This window comes from Bacillus mexicanus (assembly GCF_050445615.1).
GTDB classification, from domain to species: domain Bacteria; phylum Bacillota; class Bacilli; order Bacillales; family Bacillaceae; genus Bacillus; species Bacillus mexicanus.
This window is the reverse complement of the sequence record NZ_JBCEYV010000001.1, coordinates 1,388,692-1,409,843: the sequence shown is the minus strand read 5'-3', so window position 1 is coordinate 1,409,843 and position 21,152 is coordinate 1,388,692. Positions and strand designations below refer to the sequence as shown.

At 45.2% G+C, this 21,152-nt stretch carries 29 protein-coding genes; all 29 read left to right on the top strand.

Translation table 11 applies throughout. The features are described from left to right. Nucleotides 1–7: 7 nt before the first annotated feature. The 29 genes from AAGG74_RS07495 to AAGG74_RS07355 all read left to right on the top strand — a co-directional run bounded on the left by AAGG74_RS07495 (nt 8) and on the right by AAGG74_RS07355 (nt 21,150). Nucleotides 8–187 (top strand): hypothetical protein, encoded by a 180-nt coding sequence (locus AAGG74_RS07495; RefSeq protein ID WP_429674957.1) that lies wholly within the window; start codon nt 8–10, stop codon nt 185–187. Beyond that, complete coding sequence (locus AAGG74_RS07490; protein ID WP_429674955.1) at nt 174–1,010, top strand: phage portal protein; 837 nt, start codon at nt 174–176, stop codon at nt 1,008–1,010. The genes AAGG74_RS07495 and AAGG74_RS07490 overlap by 14 nt, the downstream gene beginning before the upstream one ends. Next, entirely contained in the window at nt 910–1,710 is an 801-nt protein-coding gene (locus AAGG74_RS07485; RefSeq protein WP_429674954.1) for an ATP-binding protein, read from the top strand. Before AAGG74_RS07490 ends, AAGG74_RS07485 begins: the two co-directional genes overlap by 101 nt. Then, nucleotides 1,710–1,877: a hypothetical protein gene (locus AAGG74_RS07480; protein WP_162101259.1), complete on the top strand. Its 168-nt coding sequence runs from the start codon at nt 1,710–1,712 to the stop codon at nt 1,875–1,877. The genes AAGG74_RS07485 and AAGG74_RS07480 overlap by 1 nt, the downstream gene beginning before the upstream one ends. Before the next feature lie 84 nt (nt 1,878–1,961). After that, nucleotides 1,962–2,321, top strand: coding sequence for a phage portal protein (locus AAGG74_RS07475; protein ID WP_225494150.1), 360 nt, complete (start codon nt 1,962–1,964; stop codon nt 2,319–2,321). Next, nucleotides 2,308–2,514, top strand: coding sequence for an XtrA/YqaO family protein (locus AAGG74_RS07470; RefSeq protein ID WP_162101261.1), 207 nt, complete (start codon nt 2,308–2,310; stop codon nt 2,512–2,514). The genes AAGG74_RS07475 and AAGG74_RS07470 overlap by 14 nt, the downstream gene beginning before the upstream one ends. Before the next feature lie 113 nt (nt 2,515–2,627). After that, nucleotides 2,628–3,137 (top strand): sigma-70 family RNA polymerase sigma factor, encoded by a 510-nt coding sequence (locus AAGG74_RS07465; RefSeq protein WP_162101262.1) that lies wholly within the window; start codon nt 2,628–2,630, stop codon nt 3,135–3,137. Nucleotides 3,138–3,254: 117 nt separating this feature from the next. Further along, a complete protein-coding gene (xtmA, locus tag AAGG74_RS07460) occupies nt 3,255–4,052 on the top strand; it encodes a phage terminase small subunit (RefSeq protein ID WP_429674953.1) in 798 nt (265 codons plus the stop codon). Next, entirely contained in the window at nt 4,049–5,350 is a 1,302-nt protein-coding gene (locus tag AAGG74_RS07455; RefSeq protein WP_429674952.1) for a PBSX family phage terminase large subunit, read from the top strand. The genes xtmA and AAGG74_RS07455 overlap by 4 nt, the downstream gene beginning before the upstream one ends. Further along, complete coding sequence (locus AAGG74_RS07450; RefSeq protein ID WP_429674951.1) at nt 5,351–6,841, top strand: phage portal protein; 1,491 nt, start codon at nt 5,351–5,353, stop codon at nt 6,839–6,841. Between the two features lie 19 nt (nt 6,842–6,860). Continuing rightward, nucleotides 6,861–7,688: an XkdF-like putative serine protease domain-containing protein gene (locus AAGG74_RS07445; protein WP_429674950.1), complete on the top strand. Its 828-nt coding sequence runs from the start codon at nt 6,861–6,863 to the stop codon at nt 7,686–7,688. Nucleotides 7,689–7,713: 25 nt separating this feature from the next. Then, nucleotides 7,714–8,649 carry a phage major capsid family protein gene (locus AAGG74_RS07440; RefSeq protein ID WP_162101267.1) on the top strand — a complete coding sequence of 312 codons (936 nt, stop codon included), beginning with the start codon at nt 7,714–7,716 and terminating at the stop codon, nt 8,647–8,649. Between the two features lie 21 nt (nt 8,650–8,670). Beyond that, nucleotides 8,671–9,054 (top strand): protein YqbG, encoded by a 384-nt coding sequence (gene yqbG, locus AAGG74_RS07435; protein ID WP_429674949.1) that lies wholly within the window; start codon nt 8,671–8,673, stop codon nt 9,052–9,054. Further along, nucleotides 9,051–9,407, top strand: coding sequence for a YqbH/XkdH family protein (locus tag AAGG74_RS07430; RefSeq protein WP_429674948.1), 357 nt, complete (start codon nt 9,051–9,053; stop codon nt 9,405–9,407). Before yqbG ends, AAGG74_RS07430 begins: the two co-directional genes overlap by 4 nt. Beyond that, the gene (locus AAGG74_RS07425) at nt 9,404–9,889 is read left to right on the top strand and encodes an HK97 gp10 family phage protein (protein WP_429674947.1); all 486 of its coding nucleotides are present in this window, start codon (nt 9,404–9,406) and stop codon (nt 9,887–9,889) included. Before AAGG74_RS07430 ends, AAGG74_RS07425 begins: the two co-directional genes overlap by 4 nt. Nucleotides 9,890–9,901: 12 nt before the next feature. Beyond that, nucleotides 9,902–10,342, top strand: a complete 441-nt coding sequence (locus AAGG74_RS07420) for a phage tail terminator family protein (RefSeq protein WP_162101271.1) — start codon at nt 9,902–9,904, stop codon at nt 10,340–10,342. A 3-nt stretch (nt 10,343–10,345) separates the two neighbouring features. Beyond that, nucleotides 10,346–10,564: a YqzN/YkzM domain-containing protein gene (locus AAGG74_RS07415; RefSeq protein WP_429675248.1), complete on the top strand. Its 219-nt coding sequence runs from the start codon at nt 10,346–10,348 to the stop codon at nt 10,562–10,564. After that, nucleotides 10,561–11,961 (top strand): phage tail sheath family protein, encoded by a 1,401-nt coding sequence (locus AAGG74_RS07410; RefSeq protein WP_429674946.1) that lies wholly within the window; start codon nt 10,561–10,563, stop codon nt 11,959–11,961. Before AAGG74_RS07415 ends, AAGG74_RS07410 begins: the two co-directional genes overlap by 4 nt. Nucleotide 11,962: 1 nt before the next feature. Next, on the top strand, nt 11,963–12,406 hold the full coding sequence (locus AAGG74_RS07405) for a phage tail tube protein (protein ID WP_121591709.1): 444 nt from the start codon (nt 11,963–11,965) through the stop codon (nt 12,404–12,406). A gap of 93 nt (nt 12,407–12,499) precedes the next feature. Then, on the top strand, nt 12,500–12,946 hold the full coding sequence (locus tag AAGG74_RS07400; RefSeq protein WP_162101274.1) for a phage tail assembly chaperone: 447 nt from the start codon (nt 12,500–12,502) through the stop codon (nt 12,944–12,946). A gap of 29 nt (nt 12,947–12,975) precedes the next feature. Continuing rightward, nucleotides 12,976–13,125: a hypothetical protein gene (locus AAGG74_RS07395; protein WP_162101275.1), complete on the top strand. Its 150-nt coding sequence runs from the start codon at nt 12,976–12,978 to the stop codon at nt 13,123–13,125. A gap of 1 nt (nt 13,126) precedes the next feature. Further along, nucleotides 13,127–16,888 (top strand): transglycosylase SLT domain-containing protein, encoded by a 3,762-nt coding sequence (locus tag AAGG74_RS07390; protein WP_429675247.1) that lies wholly within the window; start codon nt 13,127–13,129, stop codon nt 16,886–16,888. Beyond that, nucleotides 16,881–17,540 carry a LysM peptidoglycan-binding domain-containing protein gene (locus tag AAGG74_RS07385; RefSeq protein ID WP_162101276.1) on the top strand — a complete coding sequence of 220 codons (660 nt, stop codon included), beginning with the start codon at nt 16,881–16,883 and terminating at the stop codon, nt 17,538–17,540. The genes AAGG74_RS07390 and AAGG74_RS07385 overlap by 8 nt, the downstream gene beginning before the upstream one ends. Before the next feature lie 15 nt (nt 17,541–17,555). Next, the gene (locus AAGG74_RS07380; RefSeq protein ID WP_429674945.1) at nt 17,556–18,533 is read left to right on the top strand and encodes an XkdQ/YqbQ family protein; all 978 of its coding nucleotides are present in this window, start codon (nt 17,556–17,558) and stop codon (nt 18,531–18,533) included. Beyond that, nucleotides 18,533–18,799, top strand: coding sequence for a DUF2577 family protein (locus AAGG74_RS07375; protein ID WP_162101278.1), 267 nt, complete (start codon nt 18,533–18,535; stop codon nt 18,797–18,799). The genes AAGG74_RS07380 and AAGG74_RS07375 overlap by 1 nt, the downstream gene beginning before the upstream one ends. Before the next feature lie 55 nt (nt 18,800–18,854). After that, a complete protein-coding gene (locus tag AAGG74_RS07370) occupies nt 18,855–19,280 on the top strand; it encodes a DUF2634 domain-containing protein (protein ID WP_162101279.1) in 426 nt (141 codons plus the stop codon). Continuing rightward, a complete protein-coding gene (locus AAGG74_RS07365) occupies nt 19,273–20,319 on the top strand; it encodes a baseplate J/gp47 family protein (RefSeq protein ID WP_429674944.1) in 1,047 nt (348 codons plus the stop codon). Before AAGG74_RS07370 ends, AAGG74_RS07365 begins: the two co-directional genes overlap by 8 nt. Next, nucleotides 20,303–20,881 carry a YmfQ family protein gene (locus AAGG74_RS07360; RefSeq protein ID WP_162101281.1) on the top strand — a complete coding sequence of 193 codons (579 nt, stop codon included), beginning with the start codon at nt 20,303–20,305 and terminating at the stop codon, nt 20,879–20,881. Before AAGG74_RS07365 ends, AAGG74_RS07360 begins: the two co-directional genes overlap by 17 nt. Next, nucleotides 20,878–21,150 (top strand): hypothetical protein, encoded by a 273-nt coding sequence (locus AAGG74_RS07355; protein WP_162101282.1) that lies wholly within the window; start codon nt 20,878–20,880, stop codon nt 21,148–21,150. Before AAGG74_RS07360 ends, AAGG74_RS07355 begins: the two co-directional genes overlap by 4 nt. The last annotated feature ends 2 nt before the right edge of the window (nt 21,151–21,152 follow it).

Genomic DNA, 21,152 nt, shown 5'->3' with positions numbered 1-21,152 from the left:
TGATCATATGTATCCCATCCACATTGTTTTTAGTGAAAATCCCATAGATCAGCGCCATCTTGGACAATCCGGCGGCACCATCTCGTTTACGGCTTGCGGTCTTCCGGTGTTCCGCTTTGAAACGGAAGAACAGTTTCAAACATATATGATGTTAAAAGGAGATGCGGCTTACAATGAAAACCGATAAAAGCTATCCTTTTCCAATGTATTCAGGACTGCTAAATTCAGAACATTATGACAAAATAGGTCCGTCACTATGGCTGTTTCTCTGGTTCATCAGCTCAACAACTAAAGAAATTGAAAAAGGCGGTGTCAGCTGGGGAATTGTGCTTGGCCATAAGCCGTTAAAAGCGAGAGAGATGGCGGCTGTTTTCGGCGTAAGTGAAAAAACTGTCAGAAGATGGCTGGAACTTCTCGAAAACCATGAGTACATAAAAGCTGTCCGTGCTCCATATGGATTGATGATTTCAGTAAAGCATTCTAAAAAATTCAGCTTCAGATCGGACAAAACGGCACACCGGAGCACAATGGAACGGCCATTTCCGCCGCAAACACCGGACAAAGATGTCCGCTCCAATATAGATAAAACAAATATAAATACTGCTGCTGATGATGCAGTGGATCACATTGCGAAGCGATTTACACAATTACGGTCGGCTCAAGAAGGACGAACCGTGTATCCTTCCTCAAGAGATTATGAAGCCATCGCCCGTATTGTCGCCATCGGCGTTCCATTAACGCAAACAATCAAATGGCTTGAGGAATGCTTTCAAGCCTTTGAAAACCGGCGGACAGCCGCTTCGGAAACAATCAAGGCCTTTCGCTACTGCTCGAAATTCATTGAAGACCGATTTTTCGCGCAGCAAGCCAAAAAGGATGCCGCAATTCAACATGAGAGGATGGAAAGACATGACAAAACGAACAATCGAGCACATTTTGGACGAGCTGCAAAGAGGGAGACGTCCATTACTGGCGGACAAACCGGCCGAATCAGACGCAAGCCGGTATGATTGCCCGCAATGCAAGGATCAGGGAGGTTATCTCATCCTGCAAAACGATCTGGAAGTCTGGACGATGTGCAGCTGCACGACAGAACGGAAGGTAAAGCGGCTGCTCGGTGCCAGCGAGATTACGCAAGCCTTCAGACAGCTGGACTTCAGAGGATTCCGCACGGAGGGAAAGCCGCAGGCCATAAAAGACGCGTTTGAATGTGCAAAAGAGTATGTGGCCGATTACGAAAACATTAAGGACAGCCGAAAAAACAGCATGGCTCTTCTCGGGCAGCCGGGATCGGGGAAAACGCACCTTTTGACTGCTGCTGCCAATGAATTAATGAGAACACGCCATGTGCCGGTCATTTATTTTCCATTCGTGGAAGGTTTTACTGATCTGAAAGATGACTTTGACCTCTTAGAACAGAAGCTGAACCGAATGAAGCAGGCAGGTGTGCTGTTCATAGATGACCTGTTTAAACCGGTTAACGGCAAACCGCGCGCAACAGACTGGCAATTAGAGCAAATGTATTCGGTGCTTAACTACCGCTACTTAAATCATAAACCAATTTTGCTTTCGAGCGAGCTGACGATTGAAACACTTGTTGGAGTTGATGAAGCGCTCGGCACGAGAATTTATGAAATGTGCAGTGATTACTTGGTAATCATCAAAGGAACAGCGTACGAGCTGAATCATAGATTGGAGGGGATCAGATAATGTGCAAGCTTTGTCAAACAAAAAAAGTCATTGTGGAGCATACCGAGATTGGAGCTGTTTTTCATCCGTGTCCGAACTGCCGATCCGGAACTGATTTAACACCGGTCATTCGAAAGCTGGAGCAAATGCTGGCCGCGGGAAAAGCGAGGCTGAATATCTATGATTAAACAACTGACTGCTCTAATTGCTTTGCTGTTTAGGGCAAAAAGAACCGAAAAAAACATTGAAAAATGGTATAAGGACGACGGGAAGTGAAAGTGTTGGCAAAAACAAAACAAGCGGAGAAAAGCCCAGCGCCGTGGCGTGCTGTCCCGTGCGGGGAGGCGAAACCGATTTATATTTATTCAGCGTACAGCGAAGAAGAAAAAGAAAGATTCCCCTATTCAAACGGCCGGCTGATTGCCGCTGTATTTGACCTGAGCTCTTATTCGCAAACAAGCAATGCCGCCTTGATGGCGGCTGCGCCTGAACTTTTGGAAGCGTCTCAAGCGGCTCTTGATTTTCTGAAAGGGAATTCTGTTCATTCAAAGGAGCGCATCATTCAGTTATTAGAAAAAGCCAAAACAAGCGCTGCGCCGAAAAGGGAGGAAAAGAAGCATGATCAATCCTAAAAAACTATTAAATATCAATTCTATCACACTGGGGAGCCAGCTGGAGAACGGGAAAATCCGTGTGATTATTATGGATGGAATCAAGCAAGAAGCATGGATCACAGAAGCACCGGAACACGGTAAAACACTTGTTGAAACGAGAAAGGGAGACCTTGCCCGCGTGGAATTTGAAATCGGCTATAAATTAAATTAAAGCAAAAACAGAATACGTCCAAGACGGAAAGCCTGCGGACACTGATCAACTGCACAGCATTTGTGCGTTGATTGGTGTCCGTTTTTTATTGCCAAAATGAGGAGGATCATAGAATGCAAGACTTACTATTTGAATATAAACGCACGTTAAAACAAACAAGAATACAATATAAATCGCTCGCTGAAGCAGATGAATCTGTGCTCTCGGCTGAAGAGCTGAAGGATAAAAAAATCATCAGAAATATAATTACCGACCTTGAATATGTAACAGAATGGCTTGAAAAAGGTAGGCAGCCCGGCATCAGACGGGCGATTGACCGGCGTGACGCTTACCAGAGGCTGATGATCAAGGACCCGAGAATCATCGAATCATTTTCCAGTGCTATGATGTTCGAGCCGGACGGACAGATATCAGAAGAAGATCGAGAAAGAATCCGAGAAGCGTTATCGCTGTTAACGGACAGAGAAAAAGAAATGTTTTTGCTGCATAAGGTAGAATGCTTTTCTTATGAGCGGATTGCTGATCTTCTTGGCGTAAAAAAATCGACTGTGCAAACGACCATCAAACGTGCAATTGGCAAGATGCAAAGACAGCAGGTAGAAATGAATTGCTCGCTTGCCTGAAAACTTGTCATACGTTTGCCACCTATAAGTGAATAGAGCATGACACATAAGCGGCTGGCAAGAGCAGCCGCTTTTATGAATAGACATCCATGCTGGAGGTGGCGGTGATGCCGTAGCATGAAAACACAACTGCGCGAACAAGCATTAGCAATCTATCAACAATATCAGGGGAAAGTCACAAACAGGGCGATTGCGGACACAATCGGTGTTTCTGCAAAAACAATCGGCACTTGGAAAAAACAAGACAAATGGAAAGAGGCCTTATTTTCTGAAGCCGGAAATGAACAAAAACAGTGCCGTGTAGACAATGATGAATTAAATGAACGTCAGCGGCTGTTTTGCCTGTATTACGTCAAAAGCTTCAATGCCACACAGTCAGCAATCAAAGCGGGCTATTCTCCAGACAGCGCCCATGTGACGGGCAGCCGGCTGTTAAAGAATGAAAAGGTCGCTGCTGAAATCAGGCGCATTAAAAAAGAAATGGTCAATGAAATGTTTATTGAAGCGATGGACGTGCTGCAGGTTTATATCAAGATCGCGTTTGCGGATATTACAGATTATGTGACCTTTGGAAAAAAAGAGGTCCAGGCTGTCGGGAAATCGGGTCCGCTGTTTGACGAAGATGATAACCCAATTATGAAGGAAATCAGCTTTGTCGATGTCAAAGATTCCGGACTCGTTGATGGCACAATTGTGACAGAAGCGAAGCTCGGCAAAGAAGGCATCGCCATCAAACTCGCCGATAAAATGAAGGCGCTCGAGAAGCTGTCCTTATATTTTGATTTGTTTCCGGATCAATTGAAACAAAAAATTGAAAACGAAAAATTAAAGCTTGCCAAACAAAAAGCGGAGAAAACAGATGACAGCCAAGAGCCGATTGAAATCATGATTAAACGAAAAGAGGACAAGCCATGATGGTAAAAGAAATCAACCCTCATTTCGAAGATTACGTGTTCAATTGGGAGCAGACGTACCAATTTCTCGTCGGCGGCTACGGCTCATCCAAAAGCTATCATACCGCATTGAAAATCGTGCTAAAGCTGCTGAAGGAAAAGCGGACTGCTCTTGTCATCCGCGAGGTGTTCGATACCCATCGGGATTCGACCTTTGCTTTGTTTCAAGAGGTGATTGAAGAGCTCGGTCTCACAAGGGCTGTGGCCTCTCTTTCTTCCCCGCTGCAGCTGCGCTTTCAAAACGGCAGCCGGATCATGTTTAAAGGAATGGATAATCCGGCGAAATTAAAATCAGTTCATAACATTTCATTAATATGGATTGAAGAGTGCTCAGAGGTGAAGTATGAAGGCTTTAAGGAATTAATCGGACGTCTTCGCCATCCTGAGCTGAAGCTGCACATGATCTGCACCACCAATCCCGTCGGCACCTCCAATTGGACGTACCGGCATTTTTTTCGGGATGAACGCAATAACCGATTTGTGCTGGATGACAGTGAGCTTTACGAAAAGCGGACGATTGTAAAGGGAGATACGTATTATCATCATTCCACAGCAAACGATAATCTCTTTCTTCCGAAAAGCTATGTGAAACAGCTTGACGGACTCAAGGCGTATGACCCAGACCTATATCGAATTGCCCGTAAAGGACGATTCGGCGTCAATGGGATCAGGGTGTTGCCGCAGTTCGAGGTGCTCCCGCATGAACAAGTAAAAGAACACATCGCAGCTATCAGCAAGCCGATATTTCGCACAGGCATGGATTTTGGGTTTGAGGAATCCTATAATGCTGTCGTCAGGCTTGCTGTCGACCCAGAAAAAAAACATCTCTACATTTATTGGGAGTATTATCAAAACAAAATGACAGATGACAGGACGGCTGAGGAGCTGCGTGAGTTTATTGACACACAGGAATTGATCAAAGCCGACTCCGCTGAGCCGAAAAGCATCCAATATTTCCGCCAGCAAGGCTTTCGAATGGTCGGAGCCAAAAAATATCCGGGCTCCAGGCTTCAATACACCAAAAAAGTAAAACGATTTAAAAAGATCTTCTGTTCGGACCGCTGTGAAAATGTCATCTATGAGCTCAAAACGCTGACGTACGCCAAAGATAAAAACGGCGCGCTGATTGAAGATGAATTCACGATTGACCCGCATACGCTTTCTGCTATTTGGTATGCGCTTGATGACTATGAGGTTGCTGACATGAAAGAGACAGCAGATAAACGAATCCGGCCGAATCGGGAAAGGAGGAGATCATAAATGACGCACAATCAAACAGTCAGAGCGACTGTATTCAAAGCCAATGCCGCCGCTCCTCAGACAAAGCAAATCTATGAAGATGACTTTTCTGAGCTGTACGGAGATGATATTATCGCCCCGCCCTACAACCTGACTGAGCTCAAAACCATTGCTGAATATTCAACGATACTTCAGCAATGCATAGATGCGTACAGGGTCAATATTACAGGTTTTGGCTTTGATGTTGAGTATACATTTGATTTCAATGCGAGTGACGTCGATCAGACGAAAAAGAAAAGAGCAGAAAAAGACTGGGGCAGACTAGAGGCCTTTTATAAATGTCTTCATTTTGACGAATCAGCCGAAATGATTGTAGGCTATGCCATCGAAGACAGAGAAAAAACAGGCAATGGATTTATGGAAGTGTTGCGCGACGGGATGGGGAAACCGGCCGGCATTGAATATTTAGATGTGAAAAATATGCGTGTATGCGGAGCCGGTGAACCGATCGAGGTCTCTTTTTCATATGAAGAAAATGGGAAAGTGAAACGGATCAAAAGGCAAAAACGTTTCCGGAAATATGTGCAGATGATCAATGGAAAGAAAGTATTTTTCAAGGAATTCGGCGATCCGCGAAAAATGGACATGCGCACAGGTGAATATGTACGTGCATTGGCAGAGAAGTATCAAGCGAATGAAGCCATTCACCTCAAAATCGGAAGCGGCGTATACGGTGTGCCCCGCTGGGTCGGAAATATCGTCAATTTATACGGAGCCCGAAAAGCAGAAGAGCTCAATTTTATGTATTTTAAGCAAGGCCGTCACGTACCCGCTGCCATCACAGTGGAAAACGGGATGCTGTCGGAAGCTTCTTACCGGGAGCTGCAGGAGTACATGAATGATCTTGAAGGCGTGGAAAACGCCCATAAATTTCTCCTGATTGAAGCGGAAGGAATCGCGAAAGAGAAGGATCTTCACGGGGGCGAGGATATTACGCCGGTGTCCGTGGAAATCAAATCCTTGGCGGAGATTCTCCAAAACGACGCCTTGTTTCTTGAGTACGATGAAAAAAGCAGAAATAAGCTGCGCTCGGCGTTCCGCCTCCCGCCGCTGTATACAGGCGAGGCTCATGAATACAACCGGGCGACAGCTGATACCGCCAGAAAAATTACGGAGGAGCAGGTCTTTCAGCCAGAGCGAAAAACGCTCGTAAATAAACTGAACACATTGCTTCTGCCGGAGCTGAATATCCATGACGTCAGGCTGACGTTAAAAGGACCGGACTTTCGTGATCCGCTTGAGATTGCGAAAGTGCTCGGTCCTTTTATTACAGCCGGAGCGGTTTCGCCGAATGATTTGCGCGACCTTGCGGGGCGGGTGCTTGGCAAAACGCTGGAGGAGTGGCCTGAGGAGGCCTATAAACGGCCTGCAGGGCAGGATGCGGAAAAAACAAACCTGACTGCGCTCATGCAGGAGCTGAAAGAAAGCATCGAAGCTATGAAAACATCCTGAAGGGAGGTGAACCAAGCGGGTGGCGCGGGAATTGAAAAATGCCAAAATCAGCTTTGTCAGCTATGTGGACAAGGCGGCTAACCAGACAGAATTTTTCTTTACAAAGTCAGACGGACCTCCGTCATTTGAAAAAAAGGTTCGGCTGTTTACTAAAAGTGAGCAGGATGAACAAAAGCTCGTGTACGGAATTGTATATGAGCCTGAGGTTCCAGATGCCCACGGCGATTTTATGACCGCTGAGGAAATTGAAAAAGCGGCGCACGGCTTTCTCGCGGAGGCGCGGGAGATTGATATAAACCACAGCTTTGAAGGCGGAACCGGCGTCGTAGTCGAGTCATATGTGGCCCCCGATAATTTTATGATCGGGTCAAAGCAGATTGTAAAGGGATCGTGGGTGCTCGTGACGAGAGCGTCTGACGAGGTGTGGGAACAGATCAAGGCTGGAATCATCACAGGCTACAGCATGGCAGGCACTGCTGATGTGTATGAGGAAGAGCCGGTTGAAAAAGCGGGATTCCTCAGTGTATTCAAGCAGATGCTGACTGACAAAACAGGGAAGGAGACTGAAGCAATGAGAAAAGATGACATGAAAGAATCATTCGAGAATGCGCTTTATCCTCTGCTCAAACGGCTTGAGAGGATTGAAAAAAATACAGACACGGAGGAAAAGCCTGAGCAGACGGGTGATGACGAGCATCTGAAAAAACTCGTTGAGAACATGATCGCCCCACTGATTGAACGCATCGAAGCGTTGGAAAAAGCGCGAGGCGCGTCTAAGCAGACAGCGGACGATGCGGGCGGCAATACAGAGCAAGTGAAAAAATCAATCTGGAGCGGACTGCTGTAAAACCAGTCAAGGAGGAGGAAATCAATTGAGAAATCAAGAGATCATTCAGAAAGCGGAAATGTCGCTTTCTGCTTTAAAAAGCGGCGGACTTATGAACCCTGCGCAAGCATCGGCTTTTATCCGCATGGTGCAAAACACGCCGACCATTTTCAATGAATCCCGCGTGATTCAAATGGAAAATGACTCGCAAAAATTTGAGAAAATCGGCTTCGGCCAGCGTATTCTGCGGGCTGCTCAAGAAGGAAAAGCATTGCCAAAGGACCAATTGACAGTTCCGACGACAAGCACTGTTCAGCTGAACACGAAAGAAGTCATTGCGGAAATCAACATTACGTATGACACACTTGAAAACAATATTGAAAAAGACGGCCTGCAGCAGACGATTATGCAAATTTTAGCGGAACGCGCCGCAGTTGATATTGAAGAGCTGATTGTAAACGGTGATACAGCATCAGATGATCCGTATTTGGCGCAGCTGGACGGCATTCGCAAACAAGCGGTGTCCCATATCGTTGACATGAACGGTGAAGAATTGTCCAGATCGACATTCAAGAGAGGCTTAAAGGCTGTTCCGTCGAAATATTTGCGTATCCCTCAAGAATTCAGATTCTATACGTCTCACGGCTTAGAAGTTGAATGGAAGGACCGCGTAGCAGACCGTCAGACAAACCTTGGGGACCAAGCTGTTCAGGGCGGTTTATCAACAGCGTTCGGCATACCGGTCAAAGGGGTATCCAATATGCAGCCGTACACAGTCGGTGAAGGAGACGCGCAATATGACGCTTCTGATATCATTCTCACACATCCGAAAAATATCATTCTCGGCTTCTCCCGCAATATCCGAATTGAAGTCGACAAAGACATCCGCGCCCGTAAATTCGTTATCGTTTTAACGGCCAAACTGGACAGCAAGTTTGAGGAAGAGGATGCATGCGCGAAATTAATTAACGTAAAAGAATAATAGAAACGGGGTGGTCAGCTCATGCTCATTGAACCGACTGACGTAGCCTCCTATTCGGTCTATGATCGGGTGAAAAACAGGCCGGAAAAACTGCTGGCGCAGGATATCATCGAAGCGGAGGCAGAGGCAGCTCTCATCACGGGACACCGCTTTGAAGACAGTGTGTACGATCCGCTGCCCGCTAAGGCGAGATTGGCTTTATTGAAGCTTGCCCAATATTTTGCGCTTGTCAACAGTGACGAATCAGCCGCATTCAGCTATCAGTCTGAAAAGATGGGAGACTACTCCTACACGCTTTCTGGACAAGGCGGGATTCAGCGGCCGGAGGTGTATCACTTGCTTGAAGATTTTATGGCACCTGGCTACGTTCCTGAGTCTTCCAGACTGAAGGTGAGATCTTTATGAGCTATCAGCACATGCTCATTCACCGCTGTGACATTTATCATGAAACAGCAAAAACGCCATCATCAGTCCGGTTTGGAATTCCCGCAGATAAGCTGCAGCCGGTCATTTCATATCCGGACACACCCGATGAAAGAGATGTTCCTTGCTATTTTACCGAAAAAACGCAGCAACTGATCCAGAAGGAACCGGATCAAACTGTATATCACAGCTTTCTCGTCCATTTTCCGTTGTCAGCGGACATCCGTGTGAACGATAAAATCATGTGGGAGAATCATCGCTATATACTAAAGTTGCCAAAAAGGATCAGACATCATCATTGGGAAGTCGTCGCAGTCAGAGATGAAAGACTATGAAAATAACAGGACTGAAACAGCTAAACAAGTCATTAAAAGAAGCGGCTTCAGGCGGCTTTTCACGTCAGGCGACCCGTTGGCTTGAAGAATGCGGGCGAGATTTTCTGGAGCTCGTCCAATCTGAACTCATCAGCGCACAAACGATTGATACAGAAAAACTGCTCAGCTCGTTCGAGAAAGGCGCTGAGGACAATCTTTGGATTGTGCAAAGCGGCGGGCTTTCACTTGAAGTAGGCACACAGCTTGATTACGCCTCATTTCTTAATGACGGCCATTGGACGACAAAAGAAGATGTGAGATGGGTTCCGGGGCATTTCACAGGCTCACAGTTTCTATATGATCCCGCGGCTTCAACGGGAATGGCGCTCAAGAGGAAATGGATACCGGGCACGAGCTACTGGGATCATGCGCTGCTCTTATATGAACAGCTATTTGAAACATCGCTGGAAAGAAAACTGCGACAGTGGCTGAAAAAGCTGTGAAGGAGGAGCAGGATGAACAGTGAAACAGGATCGATCATGGCATTTTTGTACAGCCAATGGTCTGTTCCCATTTATGAACGTAAGCTCCCTGATCAGTTTCAGGTGCCGTCATTATACGTCCCATCGCCATCTGTTTTTGAGGAAACAGATACGGTCTCCACATTTAAAAAAACCTACAGTCTCAATGTGAAGCTGTTTCATCATGACTCCGTTCAGGCGCTTGATGAAGCGGACAGGCTCGCGGATGCCGTCAGAGAAGCGAGAAATATGATTCCGCTTCTCAATGAATCCGGTGAGAAGACGGGGGATATGATTCGCATCACCCGAATTGAGACAAGGGTAGGAGACAGGGGCGAGGCGGTTATGGTGATCAGATGGAGCAGCCGATATTATTATCACAAAACAGAACAGCCTGTTTTACAGGAGATCGAAATGAACAGCGGGGTGAAATAAATGGTGACAAAGAACAAACAGCAGAAAAAGGCTGTACAAACAGAGAGCCGGGAAGCGCTTTTTGATACAGCGGATTTGATTAAGCACGCGAAGGAACTGTTCGGCGTTAAGCCGGATATCCTTCAGGGGGCTTTATTTGGCGTGGACAAGACATATATGACGAAATCAGAGGCCAGACAATTGATTCAAACATTTCTAACCAAGGAGGTCATGTCATCATGAATGGCGGAACATTTACAACAGGCAAAGAAAAAGAACGTGCAGGCATTTATTTTAATTTTAAAACGACGGCTCAGGAGCGGGTGTCACTCGGTGAACGGGGGACAGTCGCACTTCCGGTCGCATCAAGCTGGGGAGAAGCGAAAACGTTCGTCTCCATTTCCAGCGTTGAAGACCTCAACAAAAAAGTGGGCCTCAGCATTGACGACCCGTCTTTATTGCTTTTGCGTGAAGCGAAGAAAAATGCGAAAACGGTATTAATGTACCGTCTTACTGAAGGTGTCCGAGCATCTGCCGATATTGCTGAAGGCGTCAAAGCGACTGCGGTATACGGCGGTTCAAAAGGAAATGACATTATCATCCGCGTGAACCCAAATGTGCTGGATGCTGCTGCTTTTGATGTCACAACGTATATGGATGAATCAGAGGTTGATAAACAGACTGTCAAAGAGGCTAAAGACTTAAAAGCCAATGGCTATGTCACCTTTAGCGGAAAAGGCGATCTTTCTTCGACAATTCCACTCACCGGAACAGAAGAAGACGCTTCAGCTGTGACACTGGATGCATCTGCGGGAATCCGTTTGTCTGGCGGAACAGATAAAGCGCCTGTCAACTCCGACTATACAGATTTCTTAGCGGCTGCTGAAACGGAGAACTTTGATGTGATTGTGCTGCCTGTTGCCGAAGGTGATCAGCTGAAGGCGACATTTGCAGCGTTCATTAAGCGCCTGCGGGACGGACAAGGACAAAAAGTACAAGGCGTCACAGCTTATTATGCTGGTGATTATGAAGGTATCATCAATGTAACAGAAGGTGTCCTGCTTGAAGATGGCACCGAAGTTACGCCTGATAAAGCAACAGCTTGGGTAGCTGGAGCGAGCGCAGGAGCAACCTTTAACCAATCACTTACATTTGTAGAGTATGAAGGCGCCGTCGATGTGTTGCACCGTCTTGATCACGATGCGATTGTTGACCGTCTGGGCAAGGGTGAATTCTTATTCACATTCGACGCCCGCGATAAATCCGTCAGCGTAGAAAAAGACATTAACTCACTCGTCACGTTCACAGCTGAGAAAAACAAAAAGTTCGCGAAAAACAAAATTGTTCGTGTCCTTGACGCTGTGAATAACGATTTAACACGCGAGCTGAAAAACTTAATTAAATCAAGAAAAGGCAGCGGAAGCGATATCCCGGCGTCTGAAGACGGACTGCAGTATGTGAAAACAATGATCACGCAATACATGACGACTCTTCAGGATGCGGGCGGTATCACTGGCTTTGATTCCGATGAGGATATCACTATTTCAATGAATGAAGACCGTGATGGCTTCTTGATTGACCTGGCTGTACAGCCTGTCGACGCAGCAGAAAAATTCTACTTTAATGTGGAGGTAAATTAATATGGCATTAAAAGCACAGAACACAATCTCAGGAAAAGAAGGGCGTTTATTTCTCAACGGCGAAGAAATGGCGCACATCAAAACATTTGAAGCAAACGTCGAGAAAAACAAGTCTGAAGTAAACATTATGGGCCGCCGCATGACAGGCCATAAAACAACAGGGGCAAACGGAACTGGAACAGCGACGTTCTATAAAGTCACATCCAAATTTGTGCTATTGATGATGGATTACGTGAAAAAAGGCAGTGACCCTTACTTCACCCTCCAAGCCGTCCTTGATGATCAATCCTCCGGACGAGGCACAGAGCGTGTCACGCTATACGACGTCAACTTCGACTCTGCCAAAATCGCAAGTCTTGATGTCGACTCAGAAGCATTAGAGGAAGAAGTTCCATTTACATTCGAAGACTTCGACGTGCCTGAGAAGCTATCTGACACGTTTTAATTACCACTAAACCAACAGCCATAAGCAGGTCTTTCTGAGAAAGGCCTGCTTTTTACAAAATGAAACCAAACAAAAGATAAGGGAGTTTTTCACATGAGCGAAAAGAACGAAAACGTATATGATCTTTCCTTTTTTATGCCGGGTAAAACAATTGAAGCTGAAGAAATCAAAGTGCCGATCTCAAAGCGTTTTGTTGATAAAAAAGGGAATGTCATTCCGTTTATTTTAAAACCAATTACAACCGAACGAATTGATGAATTGGAAAAAGAAAATACTGTATTTAAAAATGTAAAAGGCCGCGGCCGCGTCAAAGATTTAGACTCTCAGCGCTTTTATGCGAGAATTGCCATCGAATCTACTATTTATCCTGATTTTCGTTCAAAAGATTTAAGGGAAGCTTACAAAACAGCGGATCCCGTAGAAGTTGCCAAACGCGTGCTATCAGTAGGGGGCGAGTATGCGAATTGGCTGAATAAAGCAATTGAAATCAACGGTTTTGAAGATGATCTTGAAGATCTAGAAGAAGAAGCAAAAAACTAGTAAAGGATGGCGATAAGGAAGCAGTGTATTTGTATTATGCGATGCATGAGCTTCATTATTCGCCATCCCAACTTCTTGAATTATATGAAGCGCCTAAACACTTTAAAGCGCTTTTATTTGGGTTAATAGGCTATAAGTTAGACCTATTAGAAAAAGAATCAAAGAGAGGAGGGAACTAAGATCGCAAAACTAACAGCCCGTTTTGATCTCGAAGACAAAGTATCTAAAAAACTAAAACGGATACATAAAGGATTCCAAGAGGTCGAAAAAAAAGTCAAGACCATCAATCGACAAATCAAAATCAGCATCAGAGCAGAAGATCAGGCATTTTACCGTCTGAGAAAAATAAATGATTACATCATTTTAAAATTCGCGAAATCACTAGAAATCAAAGTGGTACTTGATGACCAAGCAACTGCAAGGCTGGAAGCGATTGAACAAAAACTAAAACGGCTGCCGAAAGAAACAAAGCTGACTGTATCTTTAGTAGACCGAACAAAAACTGCGTATAAAAAAATACGGAAGTTGCTATCTAACCAAAAGTTATCATTCCTTTTGGTTCCAGAAGACAAGGTTACGTCAACAGTTAAAAAAATGATTGGTTATATTAAGAAAAATATAAAAAACGGTTATACAGTTAAATTAAAAGTCATCGATGAAATCACCAAAACAGTGAATCGATTAACAGCACTTTTGAGGGAATTTGAAAAAACGTATTCTGTAAAAGTTGTTGTGAAGACAAAAGTATCAGACAAAATCAATAAAAAAGAAAGCCCGATTAACAAAGAGAAATCTAAGGAAGGATCAGACAAATCCTCGGACAAAAGCTCTGATCAAAAACCCGGCTGGGTTGGGAAAATAAAGGGATGGCTGAAGGATTGGTGGACAAAATCCGCTTGGCCTTGGATTAAGGATACACTCAACGAAATCGGAAAAGCTTTTTTAGATCGTTTCAAAGAAAGATTATTAGAAAAGCTGAAAAATGATGTGTTTGATAAGATCATTGATAAAATTTTAGGCCCGCAAAAAAAGAAAGATTCTGGCGGGGGTTCTGAAAAAGATAAAAAAGTCCTTAATCGTAATACAGGTGGTAAATGTTGCTGCGGCTGTGAAGGCGGCAGCACAAGACCAGGCTCTAAAAAGAAAAAAACATATCGAAAAAAGAAAAGCCCGACAAAGGCTCCAAACAGAACACTTAAGGTTCCTGGTGAGGTAATAAAAAGACGCAAGAGCGGCACATCTGGTAAAAGTGCATCTAGGACTTCACGTTCGAAGGGAAAGAACTGGATCGGAAGTTTAAAATCACTAGGAAAGGATTCATCCAAACTCGGAAAAGCATTCAGAGGAATGAAAAAGGCTGTTCCATACGTAGGATCCGCCCTAGAATTGTTCGATCTAGCTGGAACCAATAAAGATAATGCCGGCGAAAAGGTTGGTTCAATTGGAGGCCGCATCGCCGGAGCGGAAGCGGGCGCAACTGCAGGCGCAGAAGCAGGTGCGGCGATCGGTTCGTTGGCAGGTCCAGAAGGTACAGCAATCGGCGGCGCAATCGGCGGAGTCGGCGGCGGTTTAGTAGGCGGAATCGGCGGTGAAGAAGCAGGTAAGAACATTGGTAAGATGTTTGATACTTCTCAAATAAAAGAGAATATTTCAAATACACTATTTAATGGTGATTGGTGGAATGAAAAATGGACAGGGGTCAAAACAACAACAGGAGATACTCTAGACGGGCTTGATGATACATGGACTGATTTAAAAGATACAGCTTCTACTAATTTTTTTGACTCCAATTGGTGGGCTGAACAAGCTGGTTATGCATACGGTGCATTAGAGTCTACACTTTTCAATAGTGATTGGTGGGGCGGAAAATGGGAATCTGTAAAAAGCTGGACAAAGGATAAGTGGGATCAAGCTTCTTCTGTATGGGAGTCTGTTAAATCAAAAGTAAAAGAAACAGTCTTTGATAAAGATTGGTGGGGTGGAAAATGGGAAGGTGTCAAAGGCTGGACAAAAGAAAAATGGGAAAACACAAAGTCGATTTGGAAAAAATTCACATCAACACTTGAAGACAGCCTATTTAATAAAGACTGGTGGTCTAAAAAATGGGATTCAGTAAAAGAGTGGGGGAAAAACATATTAGGAGATTCTTGGGATGCAGTAAAGTCTGCAGGCGGAAAAGTAGTGAAAACTGCTCAAAAAGTGGGCGGTGGAGTGACGTCTTGGGTTAAAGAAAAGGTAGAGCATATTCAAAAAGGAAGAGAGAAGGCTCACAAAGACTTTGGAATGAAAGCTGATAAAAACGCCACAGGCGGTTACATCACCAAACCAACCATCTCTTGGATCGGTGAAGCCGGCAAGGAATTCGTTATTCCGGTTGATAATAACCGAGGCCGAGGTAAAATGCTTCTTTCACAAGCAGCATCTAAGCTCGGTATGCAAGTTGTAGACGATATGGGAGCCGCTTCATCTTCAGCTGCAAGTCCAGTATCGAGTTCAGGAGGAGCAGCTGCCAGCCCGGTATCAGGATCAGCTTCTCCATCAATGAACACTGCAAATCTTACAGGCCAAGCGTCCGCACTCGGACAGCAATTTTCAGAAGGCATTGGCAAAGGCATCAGCAAAGAGCCGGTCAATATGGAAGACTGGAAAAAGAAAAACATCAATACGCCATTTACACAAATGATTTCTGCTTCATCCAATTACGGTAAACAAATGGTAAGCGGGTATGCCAAGGGTCAAAACGGAACTGCAACCGGTACAGACGGCTATCTGCAAACGAAAGTCAAAACACCATTCCAGAACACTGTGAATAAATCCTCTTCATGGGGAACCGGTACGATCAAAGGGTTTGCTTCAGGTCAAAATAGTTCACAAACTGGCACTGATCAGTACGTTAATACTCATGTGAATAAACCGTTTGTCCGTTCGAAGGAATCCTCAAACGGCTGGGGCAGCGGCATGATCGGGAATTTTGTTTCAGGTATGACTTCTAAGACAAGTGAAGTCCACGGAGCCGCCAAGGAACTCGCGAAAAAAGTTGAGAAGGCATTTCGTGAAGAGCTGGATATCCATTCACCATCCCGCGTTATGATGAGTTTGGGGCGTTTTGCTTCAATTGGTGTTGTCAAAGGCCTTGGCTCAGTGGATGTGAAAAAATATGCTGAAAAACAAGCTGGATCACTGGCCGCTGCTTACTCAGGAATGGGTGCGATGAGCGGTAATGTGAAACAGTGGATTATGGCGGCTCTCATGGCCACAAAAACACCGATGAGCTGGCTTCCTGGACTCATGACGATTGCGCAGAATGAATCAGGAGGCAATCCGAACGCAATTAACCTATGGGACAGCAATGCAAAAGCGGGGCATCCATCACAAGGGCTTATGCAGACCATTCCGAGCACCTTTAATGATCATAAAGCACAAGGCATGGATAATATTAAAAATCCGATCCACAACGCAGCTGCGGCGATCGGCTACATTAAAAGCAGATACGGGTCAATTAATAACGTGCCGGGCATAAAAAGCATGAATCATGGCGGTCCCTATGTCGGTTATGCCAACGGCGGGCTGATCACAAAAGAACAAATCGCACGTGTCGGCGAAGGAAACAAGCGGGAATGGATCATTCCGGAGGAGCGGGGCATACGCGGCCGCTACCTCCTTCAGAGGGCGGCGCAGGCTCTTGGTATGGAAGTGACAGATCCATCTCAATCCCAGCAGTCTGAGCTTTCATCAGGACAAGTGTCAGCTGTTACATCTGGTACACGGCAAACGAAACAAACAGCCGGAACGAAAGAAATCAAGATTGAGTTTAACGGCGATCAGCATTTCCATAATGGACAGGACGCCGAAACCCTTGCGGCGAAAATCAAACAGGCGCTTATAGACGAGCTGCAAAAGGATATCAATATTGGAACGAAGGGAGTCGTTGCATTTGACTAAATCCGTATATGAATTTTGGATTTCACAAGGGAAGGACAAACTGCGGCTCCCCGTTCTTCCCGACCAGCTGAATATTTCAAATACGGTTCAAAATGAGTCGGTTAAAGTAGCCAAGTTCGGTGATCTTACATTTATTGACGAACAGGGAGCGAAAGAAATTTCGTTCTCTTCGTTTTTTCCGAAGAAATACAGTCCGATAGCTGAATATCAAAACTTTCCGTCCCCGGAAAATGCAATAACAAAAATTGAAAAATGGATGAAGGCCAAAAAACCGGTCCAGTTTTTGATTACGGGCACTAAAGTGAACATGACATGCAGCATTGAAAGTTTTTCCTATAGCGAAGGCCAGCAGGATATCGGTGATCGCTCATTTGATATTCAATTTAAAGAATATAAAACCGCTTCCCCTCGGAAAATCAAACAAAAGAAAAAAACAAAGGCAAAACGTCCATCAAAGGCTTCTCCGAAAACCTATACAGTGAAAAAGGGAGATACGCTATGGGACATTGCCGGCAGATTTTACGGGAACAGTACGCAATGGCGCAAAATTTGGAACGCCAATAAAACGGCCATGATCAAACGGAGCAAACGGAACATCAGGCAGCCGGGCCACTGGATTTTCCCGGGCCAAAAATTAAAGATACCGCAATGAAACAGGTGATGTATGATGATAGAACTGTTCGTCATTAAAGACACAGAATGGCTTGAACTGGTAGCGGAAAGTGTATCACTGGAAGGCCATCGTTATCAGGCGCCGCGCTCCATTGAAGCGACCATCGTCATCAAACAAGGGAACCAGACGTATTATAGCGTCACAGAAGGTGATACGGTCTTGTTTAAGTGGAAGGGAAAAGAGCTTTTTCGAGGCATCGTTTTTGCAAGAACACCGGACGAGCATACACTTGCTTTCAGTGCATACGATATGCTTCAGTATCTGGTCAAAAACCAGGATGTGTACGTCTTTTCCAACCAGAGAGCTGATCAGATGATCAAAAGAATAGCCAATGATTTTCAAATTCCGACAGCCTCGATAGCGAATACAGGCCATACGATCAAAAGCCTTGTCATTAAAAATGATACGACACTGTATGACATCATCTTAAAAGCGTTGAAACAGACGAAAAGGCAGACAGGACGGCATTACCAGCTGTATTCGGAAAAAGGAAAGCTCGGTTTGCGCGCTTGGCCAGATCCGTCAGAAGTATGGGTGCTGGAAACCGGCGTCAATATTACGGGCTATCAATACAGCACTTCTATTGATGACACTGCAACACGGGTGGTGCTCCGCCGGCAGAATGACAAGAAGACGTATAAAGCGTCTGCCAAAGACAGTTCAGGCTTAAATAAATACGGCGTGCTTCAATATACAGAAACGGTCACAGATGATATCAACCAGGCACAGCTTCAGCGGCGGGCAGATGTGCGTCTTGCTGAAAAAAAGGGCGTGAAAAAAGAACTGAAAAATATTCAGGCGATCGGTATTCCGGAAGTGCAGAGCGGCTTGCCTGTCTATATTTCCATTCCGGAGGCCGGGATCAAAAAAACCTATTGGGTAGACACAGACCGGCATGAGTTTAAAGGAACGAAACATACGATGACAATTGATGTTGTTGAAAAGAACACCATACCAGAAGGAGCGTCCTGATGAGATTGAGTGAAGCGATTAAACACTTGGCCGTCGGCGCAGTTGGCGCAGAGTCACCGGTGGAGCTGCTTCCTGCTGAGGTGGTTTCAGTTTCCCCTGTTAACATCAGATTAAATGAAAACAGTAAATTGATCATACCCTCTGACGCCCTTATCATCCCGAAACGGATGCAGGCCGGCGAAGATGATGCACTCAAGCCAGGGGATCGTATCATGACTGTGGCTCTGACTGGCGGCCAATCGTTTTTTATTTTAGATAAAGTATAGCCAAACCGCTTCAGAACGAAGGGGTTTTATTTAGCATGTAAAAGGAGTGGGCATCATGGCCCTGACACCAGAGGTGAAGTTTGAAGATATCGAAGATCAGAGCGAAGTGATCGAAACCTCGCAAACGTACAAAATAGATTTTGAAAACGAAAGAATTACAAATGAACTGATTACCGGGCTTGAAGCGATTAGGCAGTTCGTGTATATCGCTTTACAGACAGAGCGCTATGCATATTCCGTATACAGCCATAATGTCGGTAATGAGCTGCAGGACGTGCTGACAGATCATGAGACGACTGATGCCTATAAAAAAATGGAGATTCCAAGACTGATCGAAGAGGCACTGGTTTATGACGACCGGATATCTGCTGTAACAGATTTTGAGATCGAAAAACAAGGCGATGCATTTCATGTTTCCTTTGTGGTGGAGACAGATGAAGGGACGCTTGAAATTGAGGAGGTGATTGGCGCAAATGTTTGAAGATCAGACCTTTGAAGAGATTATGGAGCGTATGCTGAACAGCATCTCCGCAGATATTGATACAAGAGAAGGCAGCGTCATTTATAATGCGTTAGCTCCTGCGGCAGCCGAGCTTGCGAAGTCATATATATGGCTGGATACAGTGCTTGAGCTTGTCTTCTCTGATACCGCACAAGGCGAGTTTTTAGACCGGCGCGCAGCGGAAGCGGGTATTGAGCGGACTGCCGCGACAAAGGCGGTCAGAGCGGGAGAATTTACGTCTGGTGTGACCATTCCCATAGGCTCCCGCTTCTATGTGGATAATCTTTATTTTCAATATACAGCAGATGGCACGCTCATCTGTGAAACACCGGGTGAAGCAGGGAACGCCAATCTGACTGGACGTCCTTTATTGTCACTGGATACCATTCCGGGTTTAGAAACAGCCTTAGTTAAAGAAATACTCATTCCGGGTCGTGAGGAAGAAGGAGACGACAGCTTAAGAGAACGATATTTTACAAGGGTTCGACGTGAGGCTGTCAGTGCCAATAAAATGCATTATAAAGAGTGGGCTGAGGAAGTGGATGGTGTTGGAAAAGCAAAGATTTTCCCGCTTTGGAAAGGGGAAGGCACAGTCAAAATTGTCGTCACGAATGCCAAGCTTGAGCCGGCTTCTGAAATCTTAATTCAAAAGGTAAAGGATTATATCGACCCTGAGCCAGGACAGGGTGAGGGGCAGGCGCCAATTGGAGCTGTTGTCACAGTGGAAAGCGCGGTTTGGAAGAAAGTTGAGATTTCTGCCGAAGTGCTGCCTGAAATCAATCACTCGATAGATGAAGTGAAGTCAGAAATTGAAGAGGGTGTTTTACATCTCTTTAAGAAAATGGCGTTCGAAGACAACATCATCCGTTTATCTCAAATAAACAATATCGTCTATAACTCACCATCAGTCAGTGATTATGCCAATATTAGAATCAATGGCACCTCCGAAAATCTAGTGCTGAGCGACGTGGAAATTCCTAAGCTGGGGCAGGTGAAGATCATTGAGCAAACAAGATGATATGAAAGCGTACCTGCCTCCGTTTCTTACGAGCCTGAAAGAAATGGCCGAACTGCTGAAAGCGGAAGCGCCGGAGTTTGAGAAACAGAATAACAGCATATTTGATCTGACGGATCAGCTTTTCGTGCCGACAGCGACATGGGGGCTCAGCCGCTGGGAGAAGATTTTAAATGTGCCGCGGGAATCAGGAGATACTGATGAGATCAGACGATTGCGGTTGATTTCAAAAATGTCTAATATCCCGCCAATCACCTATAAAGCCATTGAGCAGGCGGTCAATCGTTTCTTGAAAAAACCATCAGCACAGGTCCGCCTGCTGCCCGGTGAATACCGATTTAACGTGGATATCAATATTGATGACCTCCAGCACATGAATGAGCTGATTGAAGCAATTGAAAACATGAAGCCCGCTCATTTGGCGTATACGCTCAGAAGCGGATTAAATGAGAAGCTTCACATAAAAGATACAGTCATTCTGAATCACCGCAGATACCGAACAGCCAGTGAGCTGAAGGTCGGTTATTCGGTCACCCTTAACAACAATGAGGTGGTTTTACTTTGATTTCAACCATATACAGAGAACGTGCAGCGGCAGATCTAAAAAGCAGAATTGATCACGTTCTGCTTAACGGACAAAAAACAGACATAGCAGAACTCACCATTGACGGAGCGACAGTTACCGTTCTGACAAGACGTGAGGAAGAAATCAAGCATATCGAAACGGTACAAATTGTTGACGAACTGGGCAACATCATTACAGAAAGAAAAACAAACCTTGACGTCAGCAAAAACAGAACACTCGATTTTAGATTTACTTTTGAGGTGGTGTAAAC

Bases quoted from the DNA above. Each gene is read 5' to 3' on its own strand.
- AAGG74_RS07495 (WP_429674957.1), top strand. From the start codon at position 8: ATGTATCCCATCCACATTGTTTTTAGTGAAAATCCCATAGATCAGCGC.
- AAGG74_RS07490 (WP_429674955.1), top strand. From the start codon at position 174: ATGAAAACCGATAAAAGCTATCCTTTTCCAATGTATTCAGGACTGCTA.
- AAGG74_RS07485 (WP_429674954.1), top strand. From the start codon at position 910: ATGACAAAACGAACAATCGAGCACATTTTGGACGAGCTGCAAAGAGGG.
- AAGG74_RS07480 (WP_162101259.1), top strand. From the start codon at position 1,710: ATGTGCAAGCTTTGTCAAACAAAAAAAGTCATTGTGGAGCATACCGAG.
- AAGG74_RS07470 (WP_162101261.1), top strand. From the start codon at position 2,308: ATGATCAATCCTAAAAAACTATTAAATATCAATTCTATCACACTGGGG.
- AAGG74_RS07465 (WP_162101262.1), top strand. From the start codon at position 2,628: ATGCAAGACTTACTATTTGAATATAAACGCACGTTAAAACAAACAAGA.
- xtmA (WP_429674953.1), top strand. From the start codon at position 3,255: ATGAAAACACAACTGCGCGAACAAGCATTAGCAATCTATCAACAATAT.
- AAGG74_RS07455 (WP_429674952.1), top strand. From the start codon at position 4,049: ATGATGGTAAAAGAAATCAACCCTCATTTCGAAGATTACGTGTTCAAT.
- AAGG74_RS07450 (WP_429674951.1), top strand. From the start codon at position 5,351: ATGACGCACAATCAAACAGTCAGAGCGACTGTATTCAAAGCCAATGCC.
- yqbG (WP_429674949.1), top strand. From the start codon at position 8,671: ATGCTCATTGAACCGACTGACGTAGCCTCCTATTCGGTCTATGATCGG.
- AAGG74_RS07430 (WP_429674948.1), top strand. From the start codon at position 9,051: ATGAGCTATCAGCACATGCTCATTCACCGCTGTGACATTTATCATGAA.
- AAGG74_RS07425 (WP_429674947.1), top strand. From the start codon at position 9,404: ATGAAAATAACAGGACTGAAACAGCTAAACAAGTCATTAAAAGAAGCG.
- AAGG74_RS07420 (WP_162101271.1), top strand. From the start codon at position 9,902: ATGAACAGTGAAACAGGATCGATCATGGCATTTTTGTACAGCCAATGG.
- AAGG74_RS07410 (WP_429674946.1), top strand. From the start codon at position 10,561: ATGAATGGCGGAACATTTACAACAGGCAAAGAAAAAGAACGTGCAGGC.
- AAGG74_RS07405 (WP_121591709.1), top strand. From the start codon at position 11,963: ATGGCATTAAAAGCACAGAACACAATCTCAGGAAAAGAAGGGCGTTTA.
- AAGG74_RS07400 (WP_162101274.1), top strand. From the start codon at position 12,500: ATGAGCGAAAAGAACGAAAACGTATATGATCTTTCCTTTTTTATGCCG.
- AAGG74_RS07380 (WP_429674945.1), top strand. From the start codon at position 17,556: ATGATAGAACTGTTCGTCATTAAAGACACAGAATGGCTTGAACTGGTA.
- AAGG74_RS07375 (WP_162101278.1), top strand. From the start codon at position 18,533: ATGAGATTGAGTGAAGCGATTAAACACTTGGCCGTCGGCGCAGTTGGC.
- AAGG74_RS07370 (WP_162101279.1), top strand. From the start codon at position 18,855: ATGGCCCTGACACCAGAGGTGAAGTTTGAAGATATCGAAGATCAGAGC.
- AAGG74_RS07365 (WP_429674944.1), top strand. From the start codon at position 19,273: ATGTTTGAAGATCAGACCTTTGAAGAGATTATGGAGCGTATGCTGAAC.